Source organism: Arthrobacter sp. FW306-1B-G06A (genome assembly GCF_058781765.1).
The window spans coordinates 21,972-45,391 of the sequence record NZ_JBYSXB010000012.1 but is presented as its reverse complement, the minus strand read 5'-3'; the positions used below and the strand labels follow the sequence as shown (position 1 = coordinate 45,391).

Sequence of the window (23,420 nt, the reverse complement as noted above, 5' to 3'; positions counted from 1 at the left end):
CTGCCACGGTATCACCGCCCGCTGGCCCGCGGTGATCAAATCCCCTTGCCTCATGCGTGGCGACAAACGTCTACGGGCCGGCATCCAAGGTGCCGGCCCGGAACGCCTCGACCGGCTCGTCGAGGTCCCGGGCGAGGACGCAGACCTCGGACTTGGACGTAACCCAAGCGCAACGTTAGAGGGGAAAGACATGGATCTTTTTGAGATCAGCCTTCGACTTGGCACCGCCGTAGCCGCTGGCCTTGTCGTGGGCATCGAGAGAGAGATCACCGGCCATCCGGCCGGAGTCAGAACCCACGTCCTCGTGGCACTGGGCGCGGCGATGTTCTCACTGGCCGGAGCATACGGCTTCGCTGACGTTACACACGGACCAAACGTGGATCCAGCACGCATCGCCGCGCAAGTTGCCTCGGGGATCGGTTTTATCGGGGCGGGGGCGATCATCCGGGACCGCGGCGCGATCAAAGGACTCACCACTGCTGCGACCGTGTGGCTGGCGGCATCGTGCGGAGTCGCAGCCGCGGCAGGCTCATATCTGGAGGTTTCCGTCGGGACAGTGTTCGTACTGATCACGCTCATCGGCTTGAGGCTTATTAGGCCCAGCAAATGGCGTCAGCAGCAAAAGATGCAACTGGAAATCGAATATTCGGCAAGGCAGGGAACCCTGGCCCCCATTCTGGAGACATTGAAGTCCTCCGGCACTGTCGTAACCGGCATTGACGTACGCGATGAACTGGACACATCCATGCGTCATCTCAGTCTGAGGGTCACCGTCCCGGCCCGGTCCAGCTCCGAGACGGTTGTGGCCGACTTAGCCCAACTCGCCCAAGTCCACCGGGTGGCCGTGTCGGACGAGGACGGATAGCAACTGAGACCGCGATGCGCTTCCTGTCGACAATAAGGCAAAATCCGATGTTGTCGCTGCGATAGCCCTGGGAACCCGAGCTTGTGCTTATCGTCCCTCCAGCAATTTCGACACCAGGAGCGCAATCAGTTGAACACTCCTCTAAATGCTCCACCATGAGTACCGCGTTGCATGGGAGTCTTCGGTCCAGACTCCGTAGCTGACGCCGATACCCGAGTTGTAACCACGCCCAAGTCCTCTAAATCAATAAAGGAAACCCATGAATTCGAATACCGCGTCTCCGCTTCCCAAAATCGCAACCTACCGGAAAGTGGGGAACCTGACGTTCCTGGCCGGACACGTGGGTTCGGGCCCAAAGATGGACCGGATCGAGAGCTTCACTGACGAAGCGCGTCTCACCTTCGAGAATCTGAAGTCCACATTGGCTGACGCCGGAGGCGGGTTTGAACACGTTGTCAGCATCCGTGCATATCTGACCGATTTTAAATATTTCGCGGACTTCAACGAGGTCTGGAGCGAGACCTTCCCCGTTAATCCCCCAACACGAGCAACCGTGCAGGTCGGTCTGGCGGATCCTTTCCGGATCGAGCTCGAGGCTATCGCCGAGATCTAGAGCGATGTCGCTCATTTCTGTCAAGGTCTTTCCTCAGCGGCGGACACCCCAGTCCCGCTCCAGTGGGCCGTTCTCTCACGTCCGCCGCATGGCTGGAACGGAATACTCCCCAGCTTTACCCGAAAGCGGACCCGAACCTGGCCCGCCCCTTCCTGATGTTCCACGGAGGTAGGCCGGACCAAAGATGCGCGCCTACTCGTGAACATGCGAAGATTCCGGGTGACCTGACGCAGCCTTCCGTCCACGACGGTCGGGAACCAGCCCGCGACCATGTCCCGCCACTCCGTCGCAGCGAGTCCGAGCCCGGGCGCGAGACCTTCCGCCTCTGCCGGGGCCAGATACTTCTGTACCGTCTTGCGGTCCATGCCCAGCGACATCGCGAGCTCGCTCGTTGAGCGGCCTGCGTCCCGGTGCAGGTACAGCTCGACCAGATCCATCGATTCCACACTCCTACGCCAAAACAACGAACCCTGTCTCCAACCTGACCATTAGACCCGGCACAAGGCCCTCGGACACGGAAGTGGCTTTATCGGTGTCCTTCAGGGGCGGATTTCAGCCGCCGGGATGCCTGGACCGGGAGGTGAGAACCGACGTTCCCGGCGAGGGGACGGCGTCGTAGACGAGCGACGGGGGGCGACAGCCTTGCAGCCGCCGCCCCCTTGCTGGCCCGGATTAGCATCGTGGCCCATCCTCTGGACTATCCCCCGCGTCTGAACGGTTCAGCCGGTGAGGACAGCCAGGCTGGCGGCGGTGAAGAATCCGTCGTCGGCCATTCGTGGAACAGTTTCATCGGCATCGAGGTCGGCCGCGGCGTCGACGTCGGCGGCGAAGCCCTTTTCGATTAGCTCGCGTCCGGTGGTCGAACCGCGCAGCCACCGGCCCAGCCCGTCGCGTTCGGCGGCTTCGAAGGTGGACGCGGCGGCGTGGGCTTCTGCGGACAGGACGATGCCTGAGTCGGCGGCGGCGCGGGCGATGGCACCGGCGCCGAGCCAGTCCTCGATGCTGGGACGGAGCCCGTTGACGGTGTCAAGGGTCGAGGCCCATTGTTCGGCGGCGGCTATCACGGTCACTCGGGTGACCGTTCCGTCCTGAAGTGCCGTGGCGCACCAGCGGGCGACGGCGCTGCGGTTGCGCAGGCTGCCTACGAGGAGCTCCGGGGCGTGTTGTGCGCTGCACGCCACTTCGGCTCCGTTCAGGGAGACCAGCCCGACCCGGTCACCTGGGGCGAGGTTGGCGACGCTGCTTGGCGAGAGGGTCAGTTTCGCGCCCGATTGGTCGCGCAGCAGGGCGGGTTCGGGCACACCGTACTTTCTGGCCACGGCCTCGACCCCGCCCAGCCCTGCGATGCTGGCGCGGGGCAGCGGGATCACCTGCGCCCCGGCCGCGACCGCCTTGCTGAGCGTTGTGGAGAACGTCAGCGTGTCGACGATGACGACGGCGTCGCCGCGGTCGGCGGCGAGCCTGGCCGCCTGCCCGCCCCACTCGACGTGCAGCTGCGCGGCGGGCCAGGGTTCGAATTCAGTGGCCGGCAGGTCGGCGCCGGGGAACGGCGCCGATCCGTCCGGCAGGCTCTGCTCAGGCACTTCGGACCGCCACGAGTACGCTTGAATCCGCGGTGACGGCCGCTTCGGCGCCGTTGAGCCGCGGGTGCCCGAAGGCGAAACGCCGCTTGTCGGCCTCGTTGTGCAGCAGTGCCGGGCCGCCCGGGGGTGTCAGGTCGTCCAGGACGATCGTTCCGCCGATTTCGAGGATGTCCACGGTGGCGTCCCAGCCGGAGGGGTGCAGCTCGGTCCGCAGGCCGGCGTCGGCGAACAGCAGGTAGACGTTGTGCAGTTCGGCGAGCACGTCGTGCCAGTCGGCGTGCAGCACGGTGACACGGGGGTCATCCGCGAACAGCTCCCGGACTGCGGTGGCCTGCTCGGCGTTCGTCTCGACGGTGACCAGCCGGCCCTGGGGCGATAGGCCGTGGAGCAGCCAGGCGGTGCCTACTCCGGCTCCGCTGCCGAACTCGACGACGGTCGCGTCCTCGTGTGCGGATGCTGCGGACGAGAGGGCTGCCAGGAGGCGGCCCACCTCGGGCAGGCAGGAGGTGGCGACGCCTTCGACGGGCCGGATCGGCGGCATGTTGAAGCGCTTGCCCAGTTCCAGTGCGGCGGGAAGGTGGCGTGGCTGGCTGCCGGCCACGGTCGTTGTGCCGTCGGCGGTGTCGGAGGCAGCGAGTTTGATGCGCTTGACCAGACGCGGCCGGACCCCTGTAATCTCGGTGCGCCCGTGCAGCACACGCGCGTTGTCGGCGAGCAGCACGTCACCGGGTTCGAGCTGGAAGGTGGTCGTCAGGTCCGGTCTCGTTGCGGCTTTGACGAAGGCCTCGACGGCGGCACGGTGTGCGGGTCCGGCGTGCTGGGGGTGGCGCTCGAACCCGGCGAGCAGTGCGTCGTGGCGGAACCGGGCGCCCCAGCGGCCGTATGTCTGCTTGGTCAGGACCGCCGCGACGACGGGTGCTTTGTCCAGGTGCAGCGGGGCATCAAGGTAGGGGAAGGTCGGTTCCTGCAGCAAACGGGTCGCTTCGCCGCCGTCCCGGGCGTCGAGGGCGGCTACGATGTCGTCCACGTGGACGATGGTGGACAGGCCTCCGCCGCCCGGGTCGCTGGTCACGCAGGCCAGGCTGAGCAGGGCGTGTGGCTCCTGGCGCACGGGCGAGTCGGTGTGCGGCAGCTGGCCGACGCGGCCCTTGGACAGGTTCGCCGGGCCCTTCGCTGCGTCGTCGGGCGAGACTTCGTAGACCAGTTGCTCCCGCGGTGCCCCGTTGCCGTTCTTGGTGGGCAGCCCGAACGCGGACAGCAGCCCGATCAGGGCGACGTTTGAGGAAACCGGGAAGCCGCGGAATACTACTGCGGAGTCGGCGTGCAGGTGCTGCTGGGCCTGGCCGATCAAGGCGGCCAGTTCCGGGACCTCGCGCTGGAATGCCTCGCTGATGATCTGCTGGTTCGCAGGCTCCCCCAGGTCGTCGTCGCTGAAGGGGTGCCGGTTCGCGGTGGCGAGCAAGCGGTCGTGCAGCTCAGCGAAGTCGAGCGCGGGCGGGGCGCTGCGGTGGGTGGTTTGGGTTGGTGCGGTCATGGGATTTCCTCCTTTGGTGGGGCATTCACCCGCGGGTCGTCGGCCTTTGTGTGCCCCGACCCCGGCGAATGCGGTTCTTGTTGTGGTATTCGATACGCATGTCGAAGACGTCCGGCCGGCTCCAGCCGCGGCCGTACTCCAGCGGCCGGCCGTCGCGGCTGTCGATCACGAGGCTCGTCAGGCACCACACGCGGGGCCGGCCCTCCAGCTCCAGGTCCGTAGCGACCCGTTCGGACGGGATCTGCATCTCCACCCGGGTCCACTCGCGCTGCGGGTGGTAGCCGAGGCTGGTGAGGATGGTGTAGAGCGACCCGCCCATGGCAACCAGGTCGTGCAGTCCGGGGGCGAGGTCCGCGGGAAGGTTGGTGAGGGTGGTGTTGGCGACCAGCCCGTTGACCAGCCCGATCCGCCGCAGCTCGATGACCTTGTCCTTGGGGCCGAGTTCGAGGTTTTCGGCCACGTCCGCGTCCGGGGTCACCAGGTTCGCCTGGACGAACCGGGTCGACGGTTCGCCGCCGGCGCGCCGCACGGTCTGGGACCAGCTCGGGGGCAGGTCGGCGCCGACGGTGAACGGCAGCCTCAGCGCCACGAATGTCCCGGAGCCCTTGCTGCGCCTGACCAGGTGCCGTTTTTCCAGTTCCTGCAGCGCTGCGCGGGCGGTGACCCGGCTGACGTCGTGCTGTGTGACGAGCTCGCTCTCGCTGGGCAGCCGTTCATTGCCGGCCATGCCGGCGATCAGCTCCTCGAGGTTGTCGGCCAGGGCGAGGTAGCTTGGTGTGGGACTTTTCAGCATCGTGGTTCCTCCGATACGTGATCTGCAGTGGTTACCGGCAGTATGCCTGACACCCGGCGCCCGTCGCGGTCGAACAGGTGGATGTCCGATGCCTTGGCGGCGACGGACACCTCGGCGGGCACCGGCCTGTCGGCGTGCACCCGTACCCGGATCCGCTGGTCTCCGGCTCCGGTGAAGTGCACGAGCCGTTCCCTGCCGAGCAGCTCCTGGGCCACGACCGGGCCGCGCAGCAGGAGCTCGCCGGCCGGTGCTTCCTCGCCCTCGTGAAGCAGCCTCAGGTCCTCGGCCCGGACGCCGATCTCGGCGACCTTCCCCGCACCGACCGAAGCCTGGAGCTCACCCGGCAGGACCATCGTGTGTGCGTCGCCGGTGCGGCCGGGCTCGACTGCGAGGAGGCTCATGCCGCCCAGGAACGAGGCTGCAAAGCGTGTGGCCGGTCGTTGGAAGGCGACCTCGGGCCGGTCGTCTTGCTCGATGCGGCCCTCCCGCATGATGATCAACCGGTCTGCCAGAGCCAGCGCCTCAGCCTGGTCGTGGGTGACATAAAACGTCGTCGTCCCGGTGCGCCGCTGCAGGCGCTGGATCTCGGTCCGCAACTCCATCCGCAGCTCCGCGTCCAGGTTGGACAGCGGCTCGTCCATCAGGAGCACGTTCGGTTCCCGGACCAGGGCCCGGCCGATGCCTACCCGCTGGCGCTGGCCACCGGACAACTGCGCAGGGCGCCGGTCGAGCAACGAGCCCAGGTGCAGCCGGTCCGCCATGGTCCGGGCGCGCTCCTGCCGTTCGGCCCGCGGTACCTTGGCCATCCGGAGCGGATACTCGATGTTCTCGAACACGGTCTTGCCCGGATACAGTGCGTAGTTCTGGAACACCATGGCCAGTCCGCGGTCACCGGGGTCACGGTCGGTCACGTCCTGCCCGCCGATCAGGATCCGACCCGAGGTCCGGCGCTCCAGCCCCGCGATGCAACGCAGCAGGGTCGTCTTGCCGCACCCGGAAGGGCCCAGCAGCACGACGAACTGGCCCGCCTCCGCCGTGAGGTTGACCCCGTCAAGGACCGGGGTGCCCTTGTCGTAGGTCTTGCTCAGCGCGGACACCTGCACCGACCGGCCGACCCCAGCGCGGTCCGGGCCGGCGGGGACCAGTCCCGTGCTGTCGGTGCTGCTGTGGCCGGGGTTGTTGCGTCCCGGTGCGGGGATGGTCCGCGTCGAGGTATTGAAGGTCACTCCCATCTCAGTGCCCGACCAGTCCGGCGGCCGAACGGGAGCCCTCATCCAGGGCCGCCTGGACGGGCTTGGCGCCGGTGAGCGCGGCGAGGACGGAGTCCCGCACGCCGTCCTGGGCTTCCTGGGCCCGGCCGCCGGGGAACTGGTACCAGGGCACCAGGGTCCCGATTTCCTTGGTGGCCGCGGCGCGCAGGGGCTGGCCGGCGAGGAAGCCCGCCAGGTATTGCGGACTGTCGATGGCGGTCCGGTTGACGGAGGTGTAGCCGCTGTTCTTGACCAGGACGGTCTGCCCTGCTGCGCTGATCAGCTCTTGCACGATGGCCCAGGCCGACTTCTGCACCTGGGGGTCGGTGGCGAGGATGGTCGCGGAACCGCCGCCCGGAGGAGTTTTGAGCGTGCCCCCGTCGGGAACCGGCAGCGTGTCGGTGCGGACCGGGAACGAAATACCGGCCGAGATCGCGGCGGTCTGCGAGGACGTCTGGAGCATCATGCCCAGGTCCCCGCGGGTGAAGGCCGCGGTCATGTCCGCCGATTTCATCGGGGTGCTCACCCCGGCCTGCACCAGGTCGCGCCAGAACTGCAGGATCCCTGCCGCGGGGGCCTGGTTGATCGTCACGTTCTTTTCCTGGCTGTCCATCATCGAGCCGCCTGCCGAGAACAGCATGTTCTGCAGCGACCAGTTCGAGTCGGCGTCATAGGCGAAGCCCGCGCCGTAGCGGGCCGCCTTCGCCTGAACGATTTTGGCCGCGGCCGCCTTCAGCTCGCTGAAGGTCCGGGGCGGATGGTCGGGGTCCAGGCCGGCCTTCCTGAATGCGTCGACGTTGATGTAGAGGACCAGCATGCTGACCGCGTACGGCACAGCCATGGTCTTACCGTCGAACCGGCCCACGTTCAGGAGTGAGGGCGGGTACTGCGAGGAGTCGACGCCTGCCTGGGTCATCAGCTGATCCATCGGCTGGGCCACCTTGCTGTCGGCGTAACTGCGTACCGAGTTGGTGCCTACCAGGGCCACGTCGGGCCGGTGGCCGGCGGTGATGTCGGTCTGGATGCGCGAATCAACGTCGCTCCACGTTGATCCGGCCTGCTCCACCGTGACCGTGATGCCGGTCCGCTGGGTGAATTCGGGGCCGAGCGTCGTTTTGACGCTATTGGCGATCTTCGGATCGCTGGAGGTCAGCACGGTGATGTTCTTCGGGTCGGCACTGCCGGTGCTGCTGGTACTGCAGGCGGTTGTCAGGCCGACGGTCAGGGTCAGCGCGGCGGTCACCGCGGACCAGCGCAGGAGTGTGGCACGCATGGGAAATCCTTTCGGGTACGAACGGGAAGGGCAGGTTGGGAAAGTTCCCCCGCCTTGATGAATGTGCTGCTTGCCTCACTCGCCGCCGTTGGTCAGGGCGATGCCGCGGACGAGATGACGCTGGATGAGCAGGAAGAAGATGAGGAGCGGGAGCACCGCGAGGGTCGCGGCGGCCATTTGCACCCCGTAGGTGCTCAGACTCTCCGGGGACGCGTAGCGGGCGATGCCGTACGGTACCGTCGCAACCCGGTCCGAACTGAGCAGGACCGAAGGCCAGAACAGGTCGTTCCAGTGCGAGACCACACTGAACACCGCGAAAGCCGCTATGGCCGGGCGGACATTGGGCAGCACGATCCTCCAGACGATGGCGACGGGCCCGACCCGGTCCACGCGTGCCGCGTCGAACAGGCTTTGCGGGATGGACAAGATGAATTGGCGTAAGAGGTAGATCCCGAACGCGCTGCCGACACTGGGCAGGATGAGCGCGGCGTAGCTGTCGAGCAGCCCGAGTTTGGACAGGGCAAAGAACACCGGGATGACCGTGACCTGCGGGGGGATCGCCAGGCACAGAAGCACGGTCCAAAACGACAGGCGCTTGTTCCGGAAGCTGCGCCTGGCCAGGGCGTACCCGGCCGGCAGGGAGGTCAGTATCTGGGCGAGGAAGACCAGCACAACCACCACGACGCTGTTCGTGTACAAGCCCACCCAGTCAACGTCGTGCCAGGCCTGGGCGAAGTTCGACAGGGTGAACCCGGCGAATTCGAACGAACCGGGCTTGAGCCGGTCCGCCGGTGTCACCGCTGCGAGCAGCATCAACAGGAACGGTGCAAGCATCACGACCGCGCCGGCGCCCAGGACGACGCGCAGCGCCATCCGTACCCGCCAGGCCCGGTCTCGAAGACCGCGGGGCGGGCGGGGCTCAGGGTCCCCCGCAGCAGGCTTCTGTATCCGTTCGGACGAAACAACGGAGACGCTCATCGACGTCCCCTCTCTTCCCAGTTGCGGCCGGCCAGCAGCAACTGTGCTGCGACGCAGACAAGCACCAGGACCAGCAGCACAGCGTTCACCACCGAGCCGCCACCGATGTCGAGGTACCGCACGCCGCGCTGCCAGGCGAGGAACGACAGGGTGCTGGTGCTGCCCAGGGGTCCGCCGTCGGTCAACACCTTGACCTGGTCGAAGACGCGCAGCGAGTCTCTGGTTGCGATCACCAGGGCGAACGCGGTGGCCGGACCGATGGCCGGCCAGATCACCGACCAGAAGCGATGCCAGGCATTGGCGCGGTCCATGCGGGCGGCGTCGTCAAGGTGGCCGGGAACGTTGGACAGCCCGGCCAGGAACATGACCACGCACGCACCGATCCCGGCCCAACTACCGACGATCGCGGTCGCAGGCAGCGCCAAGGCAGGAGAGTCAAGCCATCCGTGCTGGCCGACCAGCGCTCCCAGGGTCTGGTCGACGATTCCATCACGCGGGTAGAACAGCCACCGCCAGACCACGGACATCGCGGCCAAGGTGGCCGCGGCCGGTGCGAAATAGATGGTCCGCCAGACCGCGGCTCCGGCGCCGGCGGCCCGGATGGCCAAGGCGATCAGCAGGCCAAGCACCACCTCGACCGGGACCGTCATCAGCGTGTACAGGGCGGTATTGCCGGCGGCTTGCCACACCTCCTTCCCACCGAGCATACGCAGCCAGTTCTCCGCGCCGACGAAGCTGGTCGCCTGGGACAACGGGTTCAAGTCCACCAGGGTGAGTAAACCGATCGCGGCGATCGGAAGGAACACGAACAGCAGCAGGAAGCCGAACGCCGGTCCGAGGAGCGTGAGAGTGACTCCGGCGCGGCGCAGCCGAACGCCGAACGAGGGCCGCGGGTCGCCACCGGCGGCCGGCAGCTCCGTCCGGGACTGGGAGGAAACGAGGTTCATAACCCCAACCCTAGAAACCCCAATCAGTAGCATCAACCAACATAAGTGAACTAACAGGTTAACAACCTGTTACTACAGCTTTCGTTCGTGCCATCACCGGACGTTCACGTCCAGGACACCCTCACACCCCCTTGGCCTGCTATCACCGGAAGTCATGAACACGACGACACCGGCCTGCCAGGACAGAGACAGCACTTGGGCCAACGACGGGCGTTCCGCGCCCGGGCGCTACACCATCCGGGACGTGGCAGCCGTGCTGCCCGGACAGGTGCTGGGCCGGGCCAGCATCCACGTAGAGTCCGGCATCATCGTCGACATCCGCGAGGACCTCCTCACCGGCCCGGTCTCCTTCGACGGACAGGGACTGGTCCTCATGCCCGGACTGGTTGACCTGCACAGCGACGTCATCGAGCGCACCGCACTCCCCCGGCCCGGCACGGCAATGCCGAGCGACGTCGCCTTGACCGCCGCCGCCGGCGAGCTGACCGGAGCAGGCGTCACCACCGCATTCCACGGGGTGGCCTTCGCCACCACCCAAGGACGCGCACGGGACACCGGCGCCGCGCAGGGGCTGGTCCGGCAACTGCTGGCCCGGAACCGTCTTCTGGGAGATCACCGGCTGCTGCTGCGCCTGGAAGCGCACAGCCCGGCAGGCTGGGACGTGCTCGACCGACTAATACCGGATCCCACCGCCGCCAGCCGGATGATGGTCGCATGGCAGTGCCATCCAGACGTCACCCCATCAGATAACAGCGACCAGCAGCGGCTGGACCGGCTGTCCACACTGGCCCGCACCCGCCCCGGACTGCCCGTCCTCGCCCACGACCTCTCCACCGCCGGCGAGGTGGCCGCAGCACACGCGGCCGGCGCCTGCATTGCCGAATTCCCGACCACCCGGGAGGCCGCCGCCGCAGCCCGAAACCTCGGCCTGGCCGTCGTGATGGGGGCACCGAACGTGCTGCGCGGCGGATCGCACGTGGGCAACGCCTCCGCCCTCGAGCTCGTCGCCGCCGGCCTATGCACCGCGATCGCCTCGGACTACCTGCCCGCAAGCATGCTGTGCGCACTCCCCCGGCTGGCCGGTGCCGTGGGGCTGCCAGCCGCCGCGCGGTTGCTGACAACAGGACCGGCCGACGCCGCCGGACTCACCGACCGCGGACGGATCGCCCCTGGCGCCCGCGCTGACCTGCTGCTTGCCGACCTCTCCGGCACAGTGCCGGCCGTCAGACGGGTCTGGCACGCCGAACCGCAAGAATGATCAAGCCGCCGCCCATCACAATCCCGCCGACTACGCCGTAAAGGGCCACCGCCCGCCAGACCGGGGCGGCCTTCTTTCTGCGTCGACGGTCACATACGCCCCGGCAGCAGGAGCGCCGGGTTCCTCCTCCAAGTCCTCACAGGACGCGGGGACAACCTCCGCCGCGGTCACCTCAAACCAGCCCTCGCCGGGCTGGACCTTCCATGAAGGCGCATCATGGCGTTGTCGGTCTGGGAAGTAGGACACGCCCGGAGCTGACTTACCCAGCCAAACCTCAGCGGTGTGCCTGCGGGATTCTTCGGTTTGTCCCAGTTGACGGGGCCACTATTGGATGCTGCCTTCGCCATAAGGTCGGCGCCATGGGCATGAATGTGACCCGCACGCTGGCGCGCCCGGCCGGCGGAAATTTCCAACCGACAGTGTTGCATGGATCACATTTCGTCTATGGTTGTCCGGGGCGCCACAGCGTCGTGGCACACAACGGAGAGCGGAGAAATTTTCGTGACGACAGAGAAGCTTCGAGTGCTGGTGCGCGTGGACATCGACTGCGCAAAGGCCCAGGTTGCCACCCAGGGCCGCGTGACGTCCGAAAGCGTCCATGGCCTGTATGACGTGATGAAGCGTGCCAACTCGCTCACCGCGGGCATGACGCTGGAGCTCGATATGACCCGGGCCTGGATCGAGCCCGATGCGCTGGAAGAACTCCGGACTTGCTCGCGGTCCCGCCATCTGCCTGCCCACGTCGATCCGCTCCAGTCCGAATACCGGCTGAGCATCCTCGCCCCCGACTGCGCTGCGCCCCCGGGACCATTAGCTACCCAGGCGGCGTGACCGGCAACAGCAATCCCCAACATTGGGGTGGAAAACCCGTCAGCGAGTCTCCGCATGATTCGGCGAAACGGTCACCGCACGGTTCCTCACTCCCGTATTTTCCGGGGACTCTGCCAACGCCGATAGCAGCGACGTCCCCATTCAGCGTTGCTTGCCCATTCAGCGTTGCTTGAGAGTATGGACTCCATGGATAAGTCTGCAGCCAGGAACATGGATGGAGCGGACGCTGTCCTGGAGGTTCGTGTGGAGCTCGTCGGCAGCGTGCCTGCAATTTGGCGTCAGGTTGAGATCCGGGGCTCCATGGCTCTGAAGCAGGTACACAAGGTTCTGCAGGCGGTCTTTGGTTGGGAGGACGCGCACCTGCACAGGTTCACAACAGATGATCCCTTCGCCCGCTGCGGCCGGTAAACGGCGAGATTCCGGAAGTCCTGCAGTGGCTACCAAGGCAGGAATGCGAAGAACCGGGAGACAGGCCTGAAGAGGAGTGCTCACTGGACCAGTTGCTCGACCTGAGTTCAGGCGCGGCCTTCTACGAATACGACTTCGGCGACAGCTGGCTGCACCGGATCGAACTGATGTCCCGCCGCCCCGCAAACGACGATACTCCACCAGCTCTGCTGATTGACGGCGGCCGGCGCGGCCCGCTGGAAGACTCCGGAGGATTTCCCGGTTACGAGGAGATCATGGTCGCCCTCGCCGACCCGTCCCATCCTGGCCACGCCGAACACTCCGCCTGGGTGGCCGACATGACCGGCACCGACAAGCCTTTCGACCCTGCATTCCTTGACGCCAGGCACAACGCCTTCCACCCACGCTCCCCCAACCGCTTAACTGGCGTGCACGGTTATTCATGGAAGGGCTGTAGCCGGTTGCGCCTCTTCCCATTGGGCACCAGGCCGATGTGGATGGCAGCAGCGCGCCTTCCGCCTCTTCTCGTGGGGCGGGGAGTCGCACCGAGGGTTTATCAACTGATTTAACTTATTACTGCAGGTCCTGCATACTTATTCCTCTAAGGGCAAAAGAAATCAAATTCTACGCCGGTTCGTGACCGGATTGTTCACTAATCGCACGGTCGGGGGTTCGAGTCCCCTCGCCTCCACGCATGGGGGTGTAGCTCAGTTGGTAGAGGATGCGCCTGATTTAGCACCCTTCCGTGCCTTTCATCGTTCTCGGACATTATGAGCTTGTAGGCCTGTACACTCCATTCCTCGATGGCCTCAGCGACTTCTTGTGTTGTGAGGAGAGAAAGCCGCTGCAAGGGGCGAGACGCCGGGGCAACGCTCAAGTAGTCAGGTATCGCGCGTTGCCAGAGCTATTTCTACTCCCGTTGGGTAACTGGCATTCGAGGGTATTCATGGGCCGGGAGTAGCTGGGGTGCCCAGTTGACCGTCTGGGGTGTCGGTCCGCCGTGAGAAGCTGGCGTAATGAAGCCTGGTAAGGACGTGCATTACCGACACCTCAAGAACGGAGAAGTCTTTCCGCTGCTCCAAGAACTCCCCCGGCGGCGTCAGCCACCGCTCTGCGCCGGATCGGCCAATTAAGGTCGTGGAGCAGGCTATGCACTAAAGTTAGGAACTGCCCTGGATTGTGCTGATCGCCATTTGACGATTCGGTTCGCCGAAGGCTAGTGCGATTGCTTCCCCGACCTCCTTCTTCACAAGATAGTGACCGACGTCGTGCGGCCGAGAACCATTGTCGAGACTGCTCATCGACTTCACGGAAACTGCCGATCCGGCGGACGGGGGAAAGAGATGAGCCAAGTCCGTTACGACAGCGACGAGATCGTCCAGATCTGCGAAGTTATCCCAACGGGAGAGCGCAGTGGGAACGCGCGGCGGTCGGACCATCAGTCGGTCATAGACCACGTGAGGGGTGCCGAGAGGGGAACCAAGCGTGACCAGATTCACGTTGTTGTTAACGTCATGGAGGGCTTCATAGGCTACGACCGAGCCGAGTGAGTGCGCGACCACAACTCGAGTGTTGGCGTCGACGAGGTCACGGACACGCGCCTGGGCAGCAGTGCGAACGGAAGAGTTCGTAAAATAGGTGGTCACCTGACGGAGGGCGGGAAACAAGAACCGTTCCGTTGCGGCAACGCCACTGATTGAGAACCATCGAATCTTTGAAAGGGCCTGAACGGGACGGCGGAGGATAACGCCTGCGCCCTGAGAGACACCGTCTGCCTCCCGTGCAGCCAAGTAGAGTCCTGCTTCCGCGCGATCTCTGGGGTCCTCGGCACGCTCGGCGGTAGCCCTCAGCACTTGGAGAGCGAACTCGTCCTCCAATGCGGTCTGTTCTACCTCTTGATCGTTGGCTAGCGGACCCCTGTTGGACGAAGTAACAAAGAGATCGCCATAGTGAGCAACCCTTGCCAGTTCTCGCTCTTTCCGATCGACGATTCGTTCGGCGAGCTCAATGGCTCCCGCACGCCGCACCCCGTCAGAGAGCGCGGGGATCCAGCGCTGCAGCTCCACCTCGGGCCCGGACTGACTTGCTCCAATCCCGTGCACTAGCACTATCTCGGCCATGACATTCCCTTCGGCAAAGCGGTCTTTTGACATCCAATTGCATCCGGCCAGACACATGGGGTTATTTAGACACGGATGCCCCGCTCCTTCAATAGCATGGTCTCAAAGAGCAATCGACCGCTAGCGGGAATTGTGTGTATGCCTATGAAAGATGAACGCCCCTCTCGTATTGCCCTGTTGATCGCCTCGGCCAAGGGAGCTGCTCCTGATGCTGATCAAGGGTTTGCAGGGGATCGTGAGCTGAGACAAGCCGGAGAACTTGCAAAGAACCTCGCCCGCGAGTTGAGTCAGCGCGGACAATGGTCCATATACGAAGGCTCGCCTCTAATCGACCCAGATGCGGGTACGGCTGAGAAGTCAATTCGGTCTGCGGTGAAATTCGCGGCAAGCCAGGCGAAACCGCTGCTTATTCACTTCATTGGACACGCTAGAGCACAGCCTTGCCCGAATGATCTGTCTAGACTCTTGCTTCAGCTCCCGGGCGAGCATCCGATGCCCGGCATGGCGGCAGATGAGCTAGACATATTGGCTGTCATCAGAGAGGCACTCACCGATGCAGTCGGAATCGATGGCGTCATTCTCCTCATTGACGCCTGCTCGACCGGGGACGTGCCGCTGAAGGCCTCCATAGACTTCGCCGAACTGACAAGCGGGCGCCTTGAAGTTCTTGTCGCGAGTGACGCCCCGGACATGCCAGCCTTCGACGGGAAATTCACCCAGGCTTTAGCCGACCTGTTGCGCACTGGGCTGCCCGGCGAGGGCGCATATCTTCATCCGGCACGACTGCTGACCTATCTCGCCAAGGCATGTTCAGGGCAGGCGCCCCGTCAGATCTCGTTGAATAGCGGAAGGGTGAATGCTGCCGGATTCTTCGACGAAGGCCTCTGGCTCGCGCGGAACGCGAGCGTTCGCCGAAATGCGCTGACCGGACGGCCTGACGCTGCACGGGTGGAATCACTGCTTCGTGATATGCCACTCAGCGACGCCCAACGAGAAATCTTGGTGGCGATCGATGAGACCAAAAATGCTCGCCTTCGTATAATCCGAGGACCAGCAGGATCGGGGAAGTCGGCCATGGCCGCTGCGTTGATCGAACCTGAGCTCGCCACCCAAGTTTCCGATGCCCGGAGCTTGCGGCTACCGCAGCTAGTCTCGGCGGCAGTTTTCCTCGACCCCGTCAGTACTCCTGGAGGCGTTGCGGTAGAGCTCGCGACCCAGCTGGGGGAGACTTTTCCAGCCTTCTGGGAAGCCCACGAGAAGGTGCGAATCCTTCTTGACTCCGGAGGCTACTGGGTTCGACGCGCAAATATCGACACTGCTGAGCGGCACTTATTGCGTCCTCTTGCTGAATGGCTAAGGCAATACCCAACCGAACGCGCACATCTGCTGCTGGACGGGATCGACCAACTCGCACCCGAACACCGGCAGGCCTTTCACGACATGTTGCGGCGCCTCGTCTCCGACAAGTCGCTGACACGCGTGCGGTTGATCGTAACTGAACGCTCTGGCCAGGAGTTCGAAACGTTCGAGCAATGGGGAGGGCAGGTCCATGTAATTTCAGCCCCCACTTGGGCGGATGCAGCGCACGCCTTCGGTTGGGGCAACAGCTTTAGAGATGCATATCGTCAAGATGCTGAGATACCCGGCGGCTGGCTCACTGCTCGCCTCTTGACAGTTCTCCCGCGCGAACTCCTTCTTGGCGTCATGGTTGGAGCTCGAGACATGCAAGAGGATGGAAGCCATATATCTTCGCTGATTTTTGCGGGAACCACCACCGCCGCCCGCGACTACGCAGTGAGCAGCCTAGGGCGTCTCGGCGGCTTGGCCGAGGATGTACTTGCTATCTTGTCCGTCACTACTTTGGGGCCAACGCTCCCCCTCGCGGTTCTCCTGGGCACCTTACCTGATTCATTGTCCTTGTCGGATCTGCGCACTGTATTGGCAGCTCTCGAGCCCCTCATCCAGCGAGGTCAAGCCGGAACCGACAATGAACATGTCGGCATCGCCCATGCTGAACTCTATGCGCAGTTGCAGCCGAAGGAATCATGGCGAGCCGTTGAATCCCATGGGGCGGTGCAACACGCTATTAGCCAGAAGTTCGCTGACAAGGAGCGAAAGCCTTCACCAGAAATACGACGTTATGCACTCGAGGCATGGGCGGGTCATGCATTCGCGGCCGGAGATGGCAGAGCCGGCGTCTCCGCTCTCGAGATGCTCGACGACCCAGGCGATCCTCGCGGCACCTACGAACGGTGGGATTCTGCTGCGACCGAGATCGAGGCACTACTGGGGCCCGTCGCTCCAGGTACTTTGACAATGCGAAACAGCCGAGCAGGCTGGCTTGGGGAGTCTGGTGATGGGCCGGGCGCTGTCGCCGGCTTCCGGGAAGTCTTGCCCCTTCGGCGCACTCATCTTGGAGAGGTAGACGAAGCAACCTTGCGGAGTTGGAACAACTTTGCGCTCTGGATGGCGCGCACCGGTGACCTGGACAAGGGATTGGCGGAGTTCGAGAAGGTCCTTGCCGTCAGACGAGCGGTTCTGGGGATGGAGCACCGTGACACGTTACGCACATGGAATAACTACGCGTACTGGCTCGGTATCGCCGGGAACGTGAGAGCATCGCTCTCTGGGTTTCGAATTCTGGCTCCACTTCGCCACAAAGCAAATGACGTAACGCCTGGCGAAGCACTGCGGACTCGAAACAACTATGCGTATTGGCTTGGCCAAGCGGGCTATTTGCGTGAAGCTCTCGAAGAGTTCCACTCTCTGCTGCGAGATCGGAGGATGGTTTGGAGGGATGAGCATAGAGAGGCATTACGGTTTCGCATCAACGAAGCCGAGGTGTTGATGATGGCTGGCCGGCATCCTCTTTCATTGCAGTCATATCGTTCCGTTATTCCGGCCCAAGAACGTTCGCTCGGCGAACGGCATCCGGACACTCTGGAGTCACGTGGTGGGCTCGCGATTTTGCTGGGACTGCGAGGAGACGCTGCCGCTGCACGACACGAACTGCGGATGATCGTGAATGTTCAGCGTGAGGTGCTCGGAGAAGAGCATTACGCCACTTTGCGATTTACCAGCGAACTCGGGCGCTGGACAGTGGCCGCGGGCGCTCGTAGGGAAGGGATCCGTATTCTCAGGAAGGCCATCGAATACTTGGGCCGGAGGTACGGTGAGACGCATATGTATTCCTTGAGGGCGCGAGTATACTTGGCAAGCGCACGCCAAACGCGGCAAATGTCTGGGCGCATTGCCACTGAGCTGCGTCTTCTCGTTCGTTCGACGATCCGAGTTTATGGAAAGACCCATCCTGAGGTCCTGCTTGCGCGCCGCGAATATGCACTCGCATTGCGCCGGTCCGGGCGCATCTCCGAGGGAGTCCGCGAACTCACACGAACGCTCGGACTGCAGGAACGCCGATTGGGTAAGCGACACCCCGCTACCTTGGAAACTGCTGCAGCATTGCAATCTATGGCGCGCTCCCGAAGTCACCTCCCTTGAGTGGGTTCGCCGGTCCTGTGGCGCTTTGGTTGGGCAGGGCGCAGCCTCTCGGGTGGGCCGGCCTCATTCCGATGTTGGTCCGGTGCCTCGGGCTCCAGCCCGACCTAGCCATCACTGGGGCCGACGATGTTTGGGCCGCTGCTGATTGAACCCTTACGGGTCGAAGCCGTCCCCGATCCCGCGAGCCAGTTCGGCTGCACCCGCGTGCTGAGAATCCGCGGGATCCTCGTACGCATCCATGAAGTCAAATTAGGAGTGGGTTCCGCTGCAGTCTTCGGTTGGGCAGGCGTTCTCCCCCGCGATCAAGCGCACCGGGAGCGGGCATTGGGTGCTAAGCTGGCCGAAGTTTTACCAGTTTCACCAGTTTTACCTACTTTTACCCGGGAGGTTCCGTTGCAGAATCCCTTCAAGCCAACAGCGGGCGCCACTCCCCCTGATCTGGTCGGGCGGGCCGGGCTCCTGGACGAATTCGAATATGGTCTCCGGCAGGGTTCCGGAGCGCCCGGACTGCTAACGATCATCACAGGGTCCAGAGGCATCGGCAAGACCGTGATGCTCAGCGCAGCGGAATCGATCGCCCGGGAGCATGGCTGGGCGGTGATCTCCCGGACGGCCAACCCAGGGTTCCTGGCCAAGGTCGGCGATGACATGCTCCGGCTGCTCGACGAACTCGGAGACGGACCTCCGACGCGAAAAATCACCGCCTTCTCGGCCGCCGGTTTCGGCGTGACGACACAACTCGCGCCGGAACGGATCCCGGATTGGCGGCGCACCGGAGAGGAACTGCTGCGTCTGCTGGATAGCAAGGGCACCGGGCTGGTCATCACGATCGATGAAATCCATGCCGTGGACCGGACCGAAATCTCCCAACTCGCAGCAGATGTGCAGCACTTCATTCGCGACGGGTTGCCCGTCGGCCTCATCTTCGCCGGCCTGCCGTCGGCCGTTTCAGACCTCCTCAACGAAGGCGTCGCGACTTTCCTCCGCCGGGCCGACAGGATCAATCTCCACGAGGCCGCCATCGGCGAAGTCACCTCGTCCTACAAGGAACTTTTCAGCGAAGGCGGCATCGACGTCCCGCAGGAGCTCATCAACGAGGCCGCAGAGGCCACGGAAGGTTACCCGTTCCTCATCCAACTCGTGGGTTACTACCTCTGGATGGAGGCCGACAGAGCACGCTCGACCCTTGACCGGGCCGGTGTCACCAGCGCCATCGCAGCCGCGCGGCGACGGAACGCCCTGGTTGTCGTTGAGTCCGCCCTCTCAGACATCTCGGAGAAGGACCGTGAATTCCTTGACGCCATGGCCCAGCAGGAAGGCCCATCATCAGCTGCCCAGATCGGGAACATCATCAAGTCCAAACCCAGCCTTGTTTCGAAGTACCGCAACCGGTTGATCGCGGCGGGGCTGATTGAATCGGCAGGGTACGGCAAGGTCGACTTCGCCATTCCCGGACTGAGGGACTACCTGAGGCAATAACCGCCCGAACATCAGCCGGCCCGGCCGGGAAGGTTCAAGTGTCCAAAGAAGACGGATTCGCGAACACGTGCCTCGCACGGCAACGCGCACCGTTCTTCCCCCGCGAAGCCCCGGTCCATCACAATCGGAATCTGGCGATCCCCTCCAAATCAGGCCCCCTCCCCGCACGCCCGTCGACGTTGTTCGGGGCAGCTCCGCTGAACTGGTCAGTCAGCACCCCCCAGTTGTGCTTGGGGATGATGCTGGAGGATAGCTTGCCGGCCTTCGCCCAGGCGCGCCAAATGGTGAACGCGTTGGCTCTCGGTTCGCCAAACCGCAAGCTTTTCCAAGTATGCCGCGCCTCCCTCAATGAGGGACAGCAAGTAGCTCGCATCTCCTACGGAGCTCTGGCGTCGGTTGCCTACTGAGACATAGACCGCAGAGGTGTGGGCCGCTATATCGATGGGAGATTCGGTGTACAGCTTGCCCCGGCCGTAGCAACGCGCTGCGAGCCATGAACTGCCATCGATTCTCACCGTCGCCTCCAGATCGGCCGACAGCCCGTCGGGATTCGCATCCGCTCGGGCAATGACCTGTCCGTTCTGCACGAGGTCTATCACCTCGAAAGGCTGGCCCGCACGGGCTGTTGCCGTGACACGCACTTGCCCTCCTTCTGACGGGAACTGAATCACGTCGCCCGGCACCTTGCCGTCAACAGATAGTTCGAGCGACGGGCCGGTTGAAACAAACGTCCGGCCGTTCGTGATTGCGGCGCACCAGGCATCGTAGTCGAAGGACGCTCCATCGCCGAGATAGCTGTATGTGCGCAGGGCACCGACCGCCACTGCGTTGGACATCTTGTCTGTCCCGCCGATGGCCGGCAGGCGGTATCCCGCATTGAGGTAGGCGTACCACTGCTGCACACCGGGGAAGGAGAAGGGCGTTTCTCCCCAGTGGCCGTCGATCTGCAGATGGGCCGCGTACCCGAAGTCGAACCAGCGGACTTCTACTGCGTCGACCAAGCCCAGGGCAATTGCTGCACACACTTCAGCGTGCGGTGTTGGAGTCAGCTGAGCGAGCACGAGGCCGCCTTGGGCTTTGGAGGCCGAGCACCAGTCGATCAGGCTCGCCTCTTCCCAGCCGCCGATGTCGTCCCGCTCGGCTCCGCCGCTTGAGAGCGGGAGGATCGGCTCAGCGAGGTTCAGCAAGAACACGTCGCCCATCATATGGTGGCGGTTTTCGCTCCCGATCTGGACCAGCCGATCGGATGAGCCGTCCCCGTACGTCTGCGATATGCCGTGCGGGATGTTCGTATGGGCGCGGCCCCATTGTGCGGCCAGGATGTTGATCACGTTCAGGTCCTCGGCCCCCATTTCGAGCGCCGCCGTCACCGGATCGAGAAAGTGCACGTGGACGTCTCCGGAAAAGTATCCTTTCCGGCGAAGGTTGCTCCACCTTTCCACCTTCAGTACGAGTTCCGACTGCCCCGGCTCGATGTCGAGTTTGAACCTGGCGGTTTTATATTCGAAGCCGTGCACAACTTCGACTCCGACTACTCCAACGGGCAGCATTATCTCGAATCGGCCGGGCACGTAGGCATAGCTCGTCCTGCCTAGTTGCACGTCGCCGCCGACACTTTGGCCCCAGGTCTTGTCCACAACCGGCGTGTGCCCCAGAGGCGGCAGATACTCGCCGTGCTCTCCCCGGAAATGGATTCGGGACGGCAACTCACGCCCGTCTGCCGCATCCAGCACGCGAACGGCAAGGCGCGTCCACTCGTGTGCAGCACGCTTGATCGGTGACTTCGACTCCAAAATATCTTTCCAGCGGAAGGCAAGTGTGGAATTCTCCCTCCGCACCAATAGGTGCGCGTCGGGTGCTGCACTGATCTGTGCGTAGATGCGAGAGTCAGGCGCTTGTTCTGCTGGCGCCCCCCAGCCCCTGAAAGGAGCCTTGAGCCACTCTCCGATCGGCTCCGACGGCAGGGTATCGCATCGGATGACGTCGCCAAGGGTCACGGCCAACGCTATCCCGTCAGTAACAGGGATGAATTCGGTATTTGGTGGGAAGTCAATGATGGAGTGCTGCTCATCGCCCGCTTTATCCAGTTCTGCCAGATCGATGATGATACCTTCGCGTGGTCCCCGGCGGAGGGGATTGGCTGAAGACCGGGAAAGGGTGATTCCTCCAATGAGCGTCAAGTCTGGATGGCGGGCCGCCAGCTCGATGGCGGCGATCTCTTTGTTTGGAGACGGGTTCTCCAGGACCATGATCCAGTACGTTTGAGGGCTGTCTATTGTCTCGATGCCGGTGAAGTACGAGCGGCTGTCCGATCCAAGGGCGGTGGTGCGGGCGGGCCGATATTGGATATGGGGCAATGCGGCGTGGCCTTGCGTCCCGATTGTTCCTTGGCGCCCTGCGATGTCGAATTGCCGGCGCACCGGAATCTCGGCGCGCTCACCGTCGGAGAATATCAAGGTATAGCATGCGAGCAACTCGCCGAGTCTGGCTTCTGGCGTTTCCAGGTCGGTGAAATGGGCGACCACCAGGCCCGCGGCCTTCTGGGGCTCGGGCAGGCGGATTACGGTCCTCTGGCTGAACACGCCGGGTTGGTCGCTGAGCGCAAGCCAGCACAGGCCGTTGTTGCCGGCCGGATCTGGCAGATCGAAGGGAACGCCGTGGAAGAACTGGTTCCCCACCGGAAAGCCGTCCAGGTCGGGAGGACCGCCGGAGGGCCACCGCCTCACCGCGGGCCCTTTTTTCTTCCAGCGCAGTTCCCCGTCCGGCGACGTGTGCGGCCCGGCATTTGCGTAGGGGCCCAGCTCGATCGGCGTGAAGAGGCTGGCGATGTCTGATACTGGGACACCGGTTCCGGGTTGATCGATCTTCACGTCAATCAGCCTTCACCAACTCTGAGCGCAGGATGTCCAGCCCGCTTTTGAGCCGAACTTCCGGTTCATTGGTCAGTGACAATCGGGTTCCGCCTGGGCGAGGAAGCCCGGAGGCGGCAAACTCACTGGCTGGACGAGCGGCTAGTCCTTTCTGCTTCAGCCGGTCCGATAGCGGCTCGGATTCGTCTTCCAGCTTGGGGACCCAGACGTGCAGTGCCCCGGCTGCGTTGACTGCCTCCGTCCCGCTCAATGCTGTCCGTGCGGTGTCCGAGCGCCATCGTGCCTCTTCGCGTACTGCAGACAGGATACGATCGGCGTCTCCTGATTTCATCCAGTGACTGAAGAGTTCCGCGGAGAGCGGGGCTGCGTACCAGGTCGACTGCAGCAAAGATACGGCCAGAAATTCTTGTGCAAGCGCTTCGCTCGGGGCATTGATATAGGCAAGCCGCAGTCCGGTGGCGATGCATTTTGAAAGTCCCATTACCCACCATGTCAGGTTAGAGGTGGCGGCCAGCGGTTCCGGGGGCGAGTCAACGACCAAAGCCTGAGCATCGTCTTCAATGATGTGCAGACCATGCCGTTCGCTTATGCGTGTAATCGCATGCCGTCGCTCCCTGCTCATGGTGGCGCACGTCGGGTTCTGTGCGATGGGAACACAGAAAAGCGCTTTGCGGCCCGGTGTTGATCGGCAGCCGGCCTCTAACTCCTCCGGGCGTATGCCTTCGTGGTCCATGGAGAGGGGGACAACCCGGATTCCCAGCCGGTCCGCGAGCCAGGGCACGTGGTGGAATGTCAACTCCTCGACGAAGAGGGTGCCACCGTTTCCGACCAGATAGGAGAGCAGCATATCGATCGAGTTGAGCGTTCCGTGCGTCATCACCATCCGTTTCGGATCGAATGACCAGCCCCGGTTGCGACTGAGCCAACTTGATGCCAGTTCCAGGTCAGGGGCCGTTCCGCCGTACCGGTGGTTGCGAAGCGCCTCCCGGACTGCCGACCTTTCCAGGTCGCGAAGACCGGCGTCCACAGCACTGCTGTATGCGCTCGTATATGGGGACTTAATCTTGCTCAAGTCAATCAAGATATACCTCTCGGTTTGTGGGTGTGCATTGAGGTG

The 23,420-nt window shown here is 63.8% G+C and carries 19 protein-coding genes; 8 read left to right on the top strand and 11 right to left on the bottom strand.

Annotated features, from left to right (window positions below; all coding sequences use genetic code 11):
* The first annotated feature begins 190 nt into the window (after window positions 1-190).
* Window positions 191-865, top strand: a complete 675-nt coding sequence (locus AC3WJM_RS08515) for an MgtC/SapB family protein (protein ID WP_492271623.1) — start codon at window positions 191-193, stop codon at window positions 863-865.
* A 259-nt stretch (window positions 866-1,124) separates the two neighbouring features.
* Window positions 1,125-1,478 (top strand): RidA family protein, encoded by a 354-nt coding sequence (locus tag AC3WJM_RS08510; protein WP_492271622.1) that lies wholly within the window; start codon window positions 1,125-1,127, stop codon window positions 1,476-1,478.
* Between the two features lie 20 nt (window positions 1,479-1,498).
* Here AC3WJM_RS08510 and AC3WJM_RS08505 read toward each other — a convergent pair whose 3' ends face one another.
* The 8 genes from AC3WJM_RS08505 to AC3WJM_RS08470 form a co-directional block, all read right to left on the bottom strand.
* Window positions 1,499-1,915 carry a hypothetical protein gene (locus AC3WJM_RS08505; protein WP_492271621.1) on the bottom strand — a complete coding sequence of 139 codons (417 nt, stop codon included), beginning with the start codon at window positions 1,913-1,915 and terminating at the stop codon, window positions 1,499-1,501.
* A 282-nt stretch (window positions 1,916-2,197) separates the two neighbouring features.
* Window positions 2,198-3,061 (bottom strand): 2-phosphosulfolactate phosphatase, encoded by an 864-nt coding sequence (locus AC3WJM_RS08500; protein WP_492271620.1) that lies wholly within the window; start codon window positions 3,059-3,061, stop codon window positions 2,198-2,200.
* Entirely contained in the window at window positions 3,054-4,595 is a 1,542-nt protein-coding gene (locus tag AC3WJM_RS08495; RefSeq protein WP_492271619.1) for a TauD/TfdA family dioxygenase, read from the bottom strand. The genes AC3WJM_RS08500 and AC3WJM_RS08495 overlap by 8 nt, the downstream gene beginning before the upstream one ends.
* 25 nt (window positions 4,596-4,620) lie before the next feature.
* Window positions 4,621-5,388 carry a GntR family transcriptional regulator gene (locus AC3WJM_RS08490; RefSeq protein WP_492271618.1) on the bottom strand — a complete coding sequence of 256 codons (768 nt, stop codon included), beginning with the start codon at window positions 5,386-5,388 and terminating at the stop codon, window positions 4,621-4,623.
* Complete coding sequence (locus tag AC3WJM_RS08485; RefSeq protein ID WP_492271617.1) at window positions 5,382-6,614, bottom strand: ABC transporter ATP-binding protein; 1,233 nt, start codon at window positions 6,612-6,614, stop codon at window positions 5,382-5,384. The genes AC3WJM_RS08490 and AC3WJM_RS08485 overlap by 7 nt, the downstream gene beginning before the upstream one ends.
* Window positions 6,615-6,621: 7 nt before the next feature.
* A complete protein-coding gene (locus AC3WJM_RS08480; RefSeq protein WP_492271616.1) occupies window positions 6,622-7,911 on the bottom strand; it encodes an ABC transporter substrate-binding protein in 1,290 nt (429 codons plus the stop codon).
* A gap of 75 nt (window positions 7,912-7,986) precedes the next feature.
* Window positions 7,987-8,889 (bottom strand): carbohydrate ABC transporter permease, encoded by a 903-nt coding sequence (locus tag AC3WJM_RS08475; protein ID WP_492271615.1) that lies wholly within the window; start codon window positions 8,887-8,889, stop codon window positions 7,987-7,989.
* A complete protein-coding gene (locus tag AC3WJM_RS08470) occupies window positions 8,886-9,836 on the bottom strand; it encodes a carbohydrate ABC transporter permease (protein ID WP_492271614.1) in 951 nt (316 codons plus the stop codon). The genes AC3WJM_RS08475 and AC3WJM_RS08470 overlap by 4 nt, the downstream gene beginning before the upstream one ends.
* Window positions 9,837-9,990: 154 nt before the next feature.
* Between AC3WJM_RS08470 and AC3WJM_RS08465 the strand changes: the two genes are divergently transcribed.
* The 4 genes from AC3WJM_RS08465 to AC3WJM_RS08450 all read left to right on the top strand — a co-directional run bounded on the left by AC3WJM_RS08465 (window position 9,991) and on the right by AC3WJM_RS08450 (window position 12,902).
* Window positions 9,991-11,094, top strand: coding sequence for an amidohydrolase family protein (locus AC3WJM_RS08465; protein WP_492271613.1), 1,104 nt, complete (start codon window positions 9,991-9,993; stop codon window positions 11,092-11,094).
* A gap of 501 nt (window positions 11,095-11,595) precedes the next feature.
* On the top strand, window positions 11,596-11,925 hold the full coding sequence (locus AC3WJM_RS08460) for a hypothetical protein (RefSeq protein WP_492271612.1): 330 nt from the start codon (window positions 11,596-11,598) through the stop codon (window positions 11,923-11,925).
* Window positions 11,926-12,102: 177 nt separating this feature from the next.
* Window positions 12,103-12,333, top strand: coding sequence for an IS1096 element passenger TnpR family protein (locus tag AC3WJM_RS08455; protein WP_492271611.1), 231 nt, complete (start codon window positions 12,103-12,105; stop codon window positions 12,331-12,333).
* Between the two features lie 92 nt (window positions 12,334-12,425).
* The gene (locus tag AC3WJM_RS08450; RefSeq protein WP_492271610.1) at window positions 12,426-12,902 is read left to right on the top strand and encodes a plasmid pRiA4b ORF-3 family protein; all 477 of its coding nucleotides are present in this window, start codon (window positions 12,426-12,428) and stop codon (window positions 12,900-12,902) included.
* 591 nt (window positions 12,903-13,493) lie between these two features.
* Here AC3WJM_RS08450 and AC3WJM_RS08445 read toward each other — a convergent pair.
* Window positions 13,494-14,486 (bottom strand): hypothetical protein, encoded by a 993-nt coding sequence (locus tag AC3WJM_RS08445; RefSeq protein WP_492271609.1) that lies wholly within the window; start codon window positions 14,484-14,486, stop codon window positions 13,494-13,496.
* A gap of 111 nt (window positions 14,487-14,597) precedes the next feature.
* Between AC3WJM_RS08445 and AC3WJM_RS08440 the strand changes: the two genes are divergently transcribed.
* Together AC3WJM_RS08440 and AC3WJM_RS08435 are read left to right on the top strand one after the other, a co-directional pair.
* On the top strand, window positions 14,598-17,954 hold the full coding sequence (locus AC3WJM_RS08440; RefSeq protein WP_492271608.1) for a tetratricopeptide repeat protein: 3,357 nt from the start codon (window positions 14,598-14,600) through the stop codon (window positions 17,952-17,954).
* A 393-nt stretch (window positions 17,955-18,347) separates the two neighbouring features.
* Window positions 18,348-19,433: a DUF8462 domain-containing protein gene (locus tag AC3WJM_RS08435; protein WP_492271607.1), complete on the top strand. Its 1,086-nt coding sequence runs from the start codon at window positions 18,348-18,350 to the stop codon at window positions 19,431-19,433.
* Window positions 19,434-19,639: 206 nt separating this feature from the next.
* Here AC3WJM_RS08435 and AC3WJM_RS08430 read toward each other — a convergent pair whose 3' ends face one another.
* Both AC3WJM_RS08430 and AC3WJM_RS08425 read right to left on the bottom strand, forming a co-directional pair.
* Window positions 19,640-21,958 carry a CehA/McbA family metallohydrolase gene (locus AC3WJM_RS08430; RefSeq protein ID WP_492271606.1) on the bottom strand — a complete coding sequence of 773 codons (2,319 nt, stop codon included), beginning with the start codon at window positions 21,956-21,958 and terminating at the stop codon, window positions 19,640-19,642.
* 346 nt (window positions 21,959-22,304) lie between these two features.
* The gene (locus AC3WJM_RS08425) at window positions 22,305-23,330 is read right to left on the bottom strand and encodes an aminotransferase-like domain-containing protein (RefSeq protein WP_492271671.1); all 1,026 of its coding nucleotides are present in this window, start codon (window positions 23,328-23,330) and stop codon (window positions 22,305-22,307) included.
* Window positions 23,331-23,420: the final 90 nt, after the last annotated feature.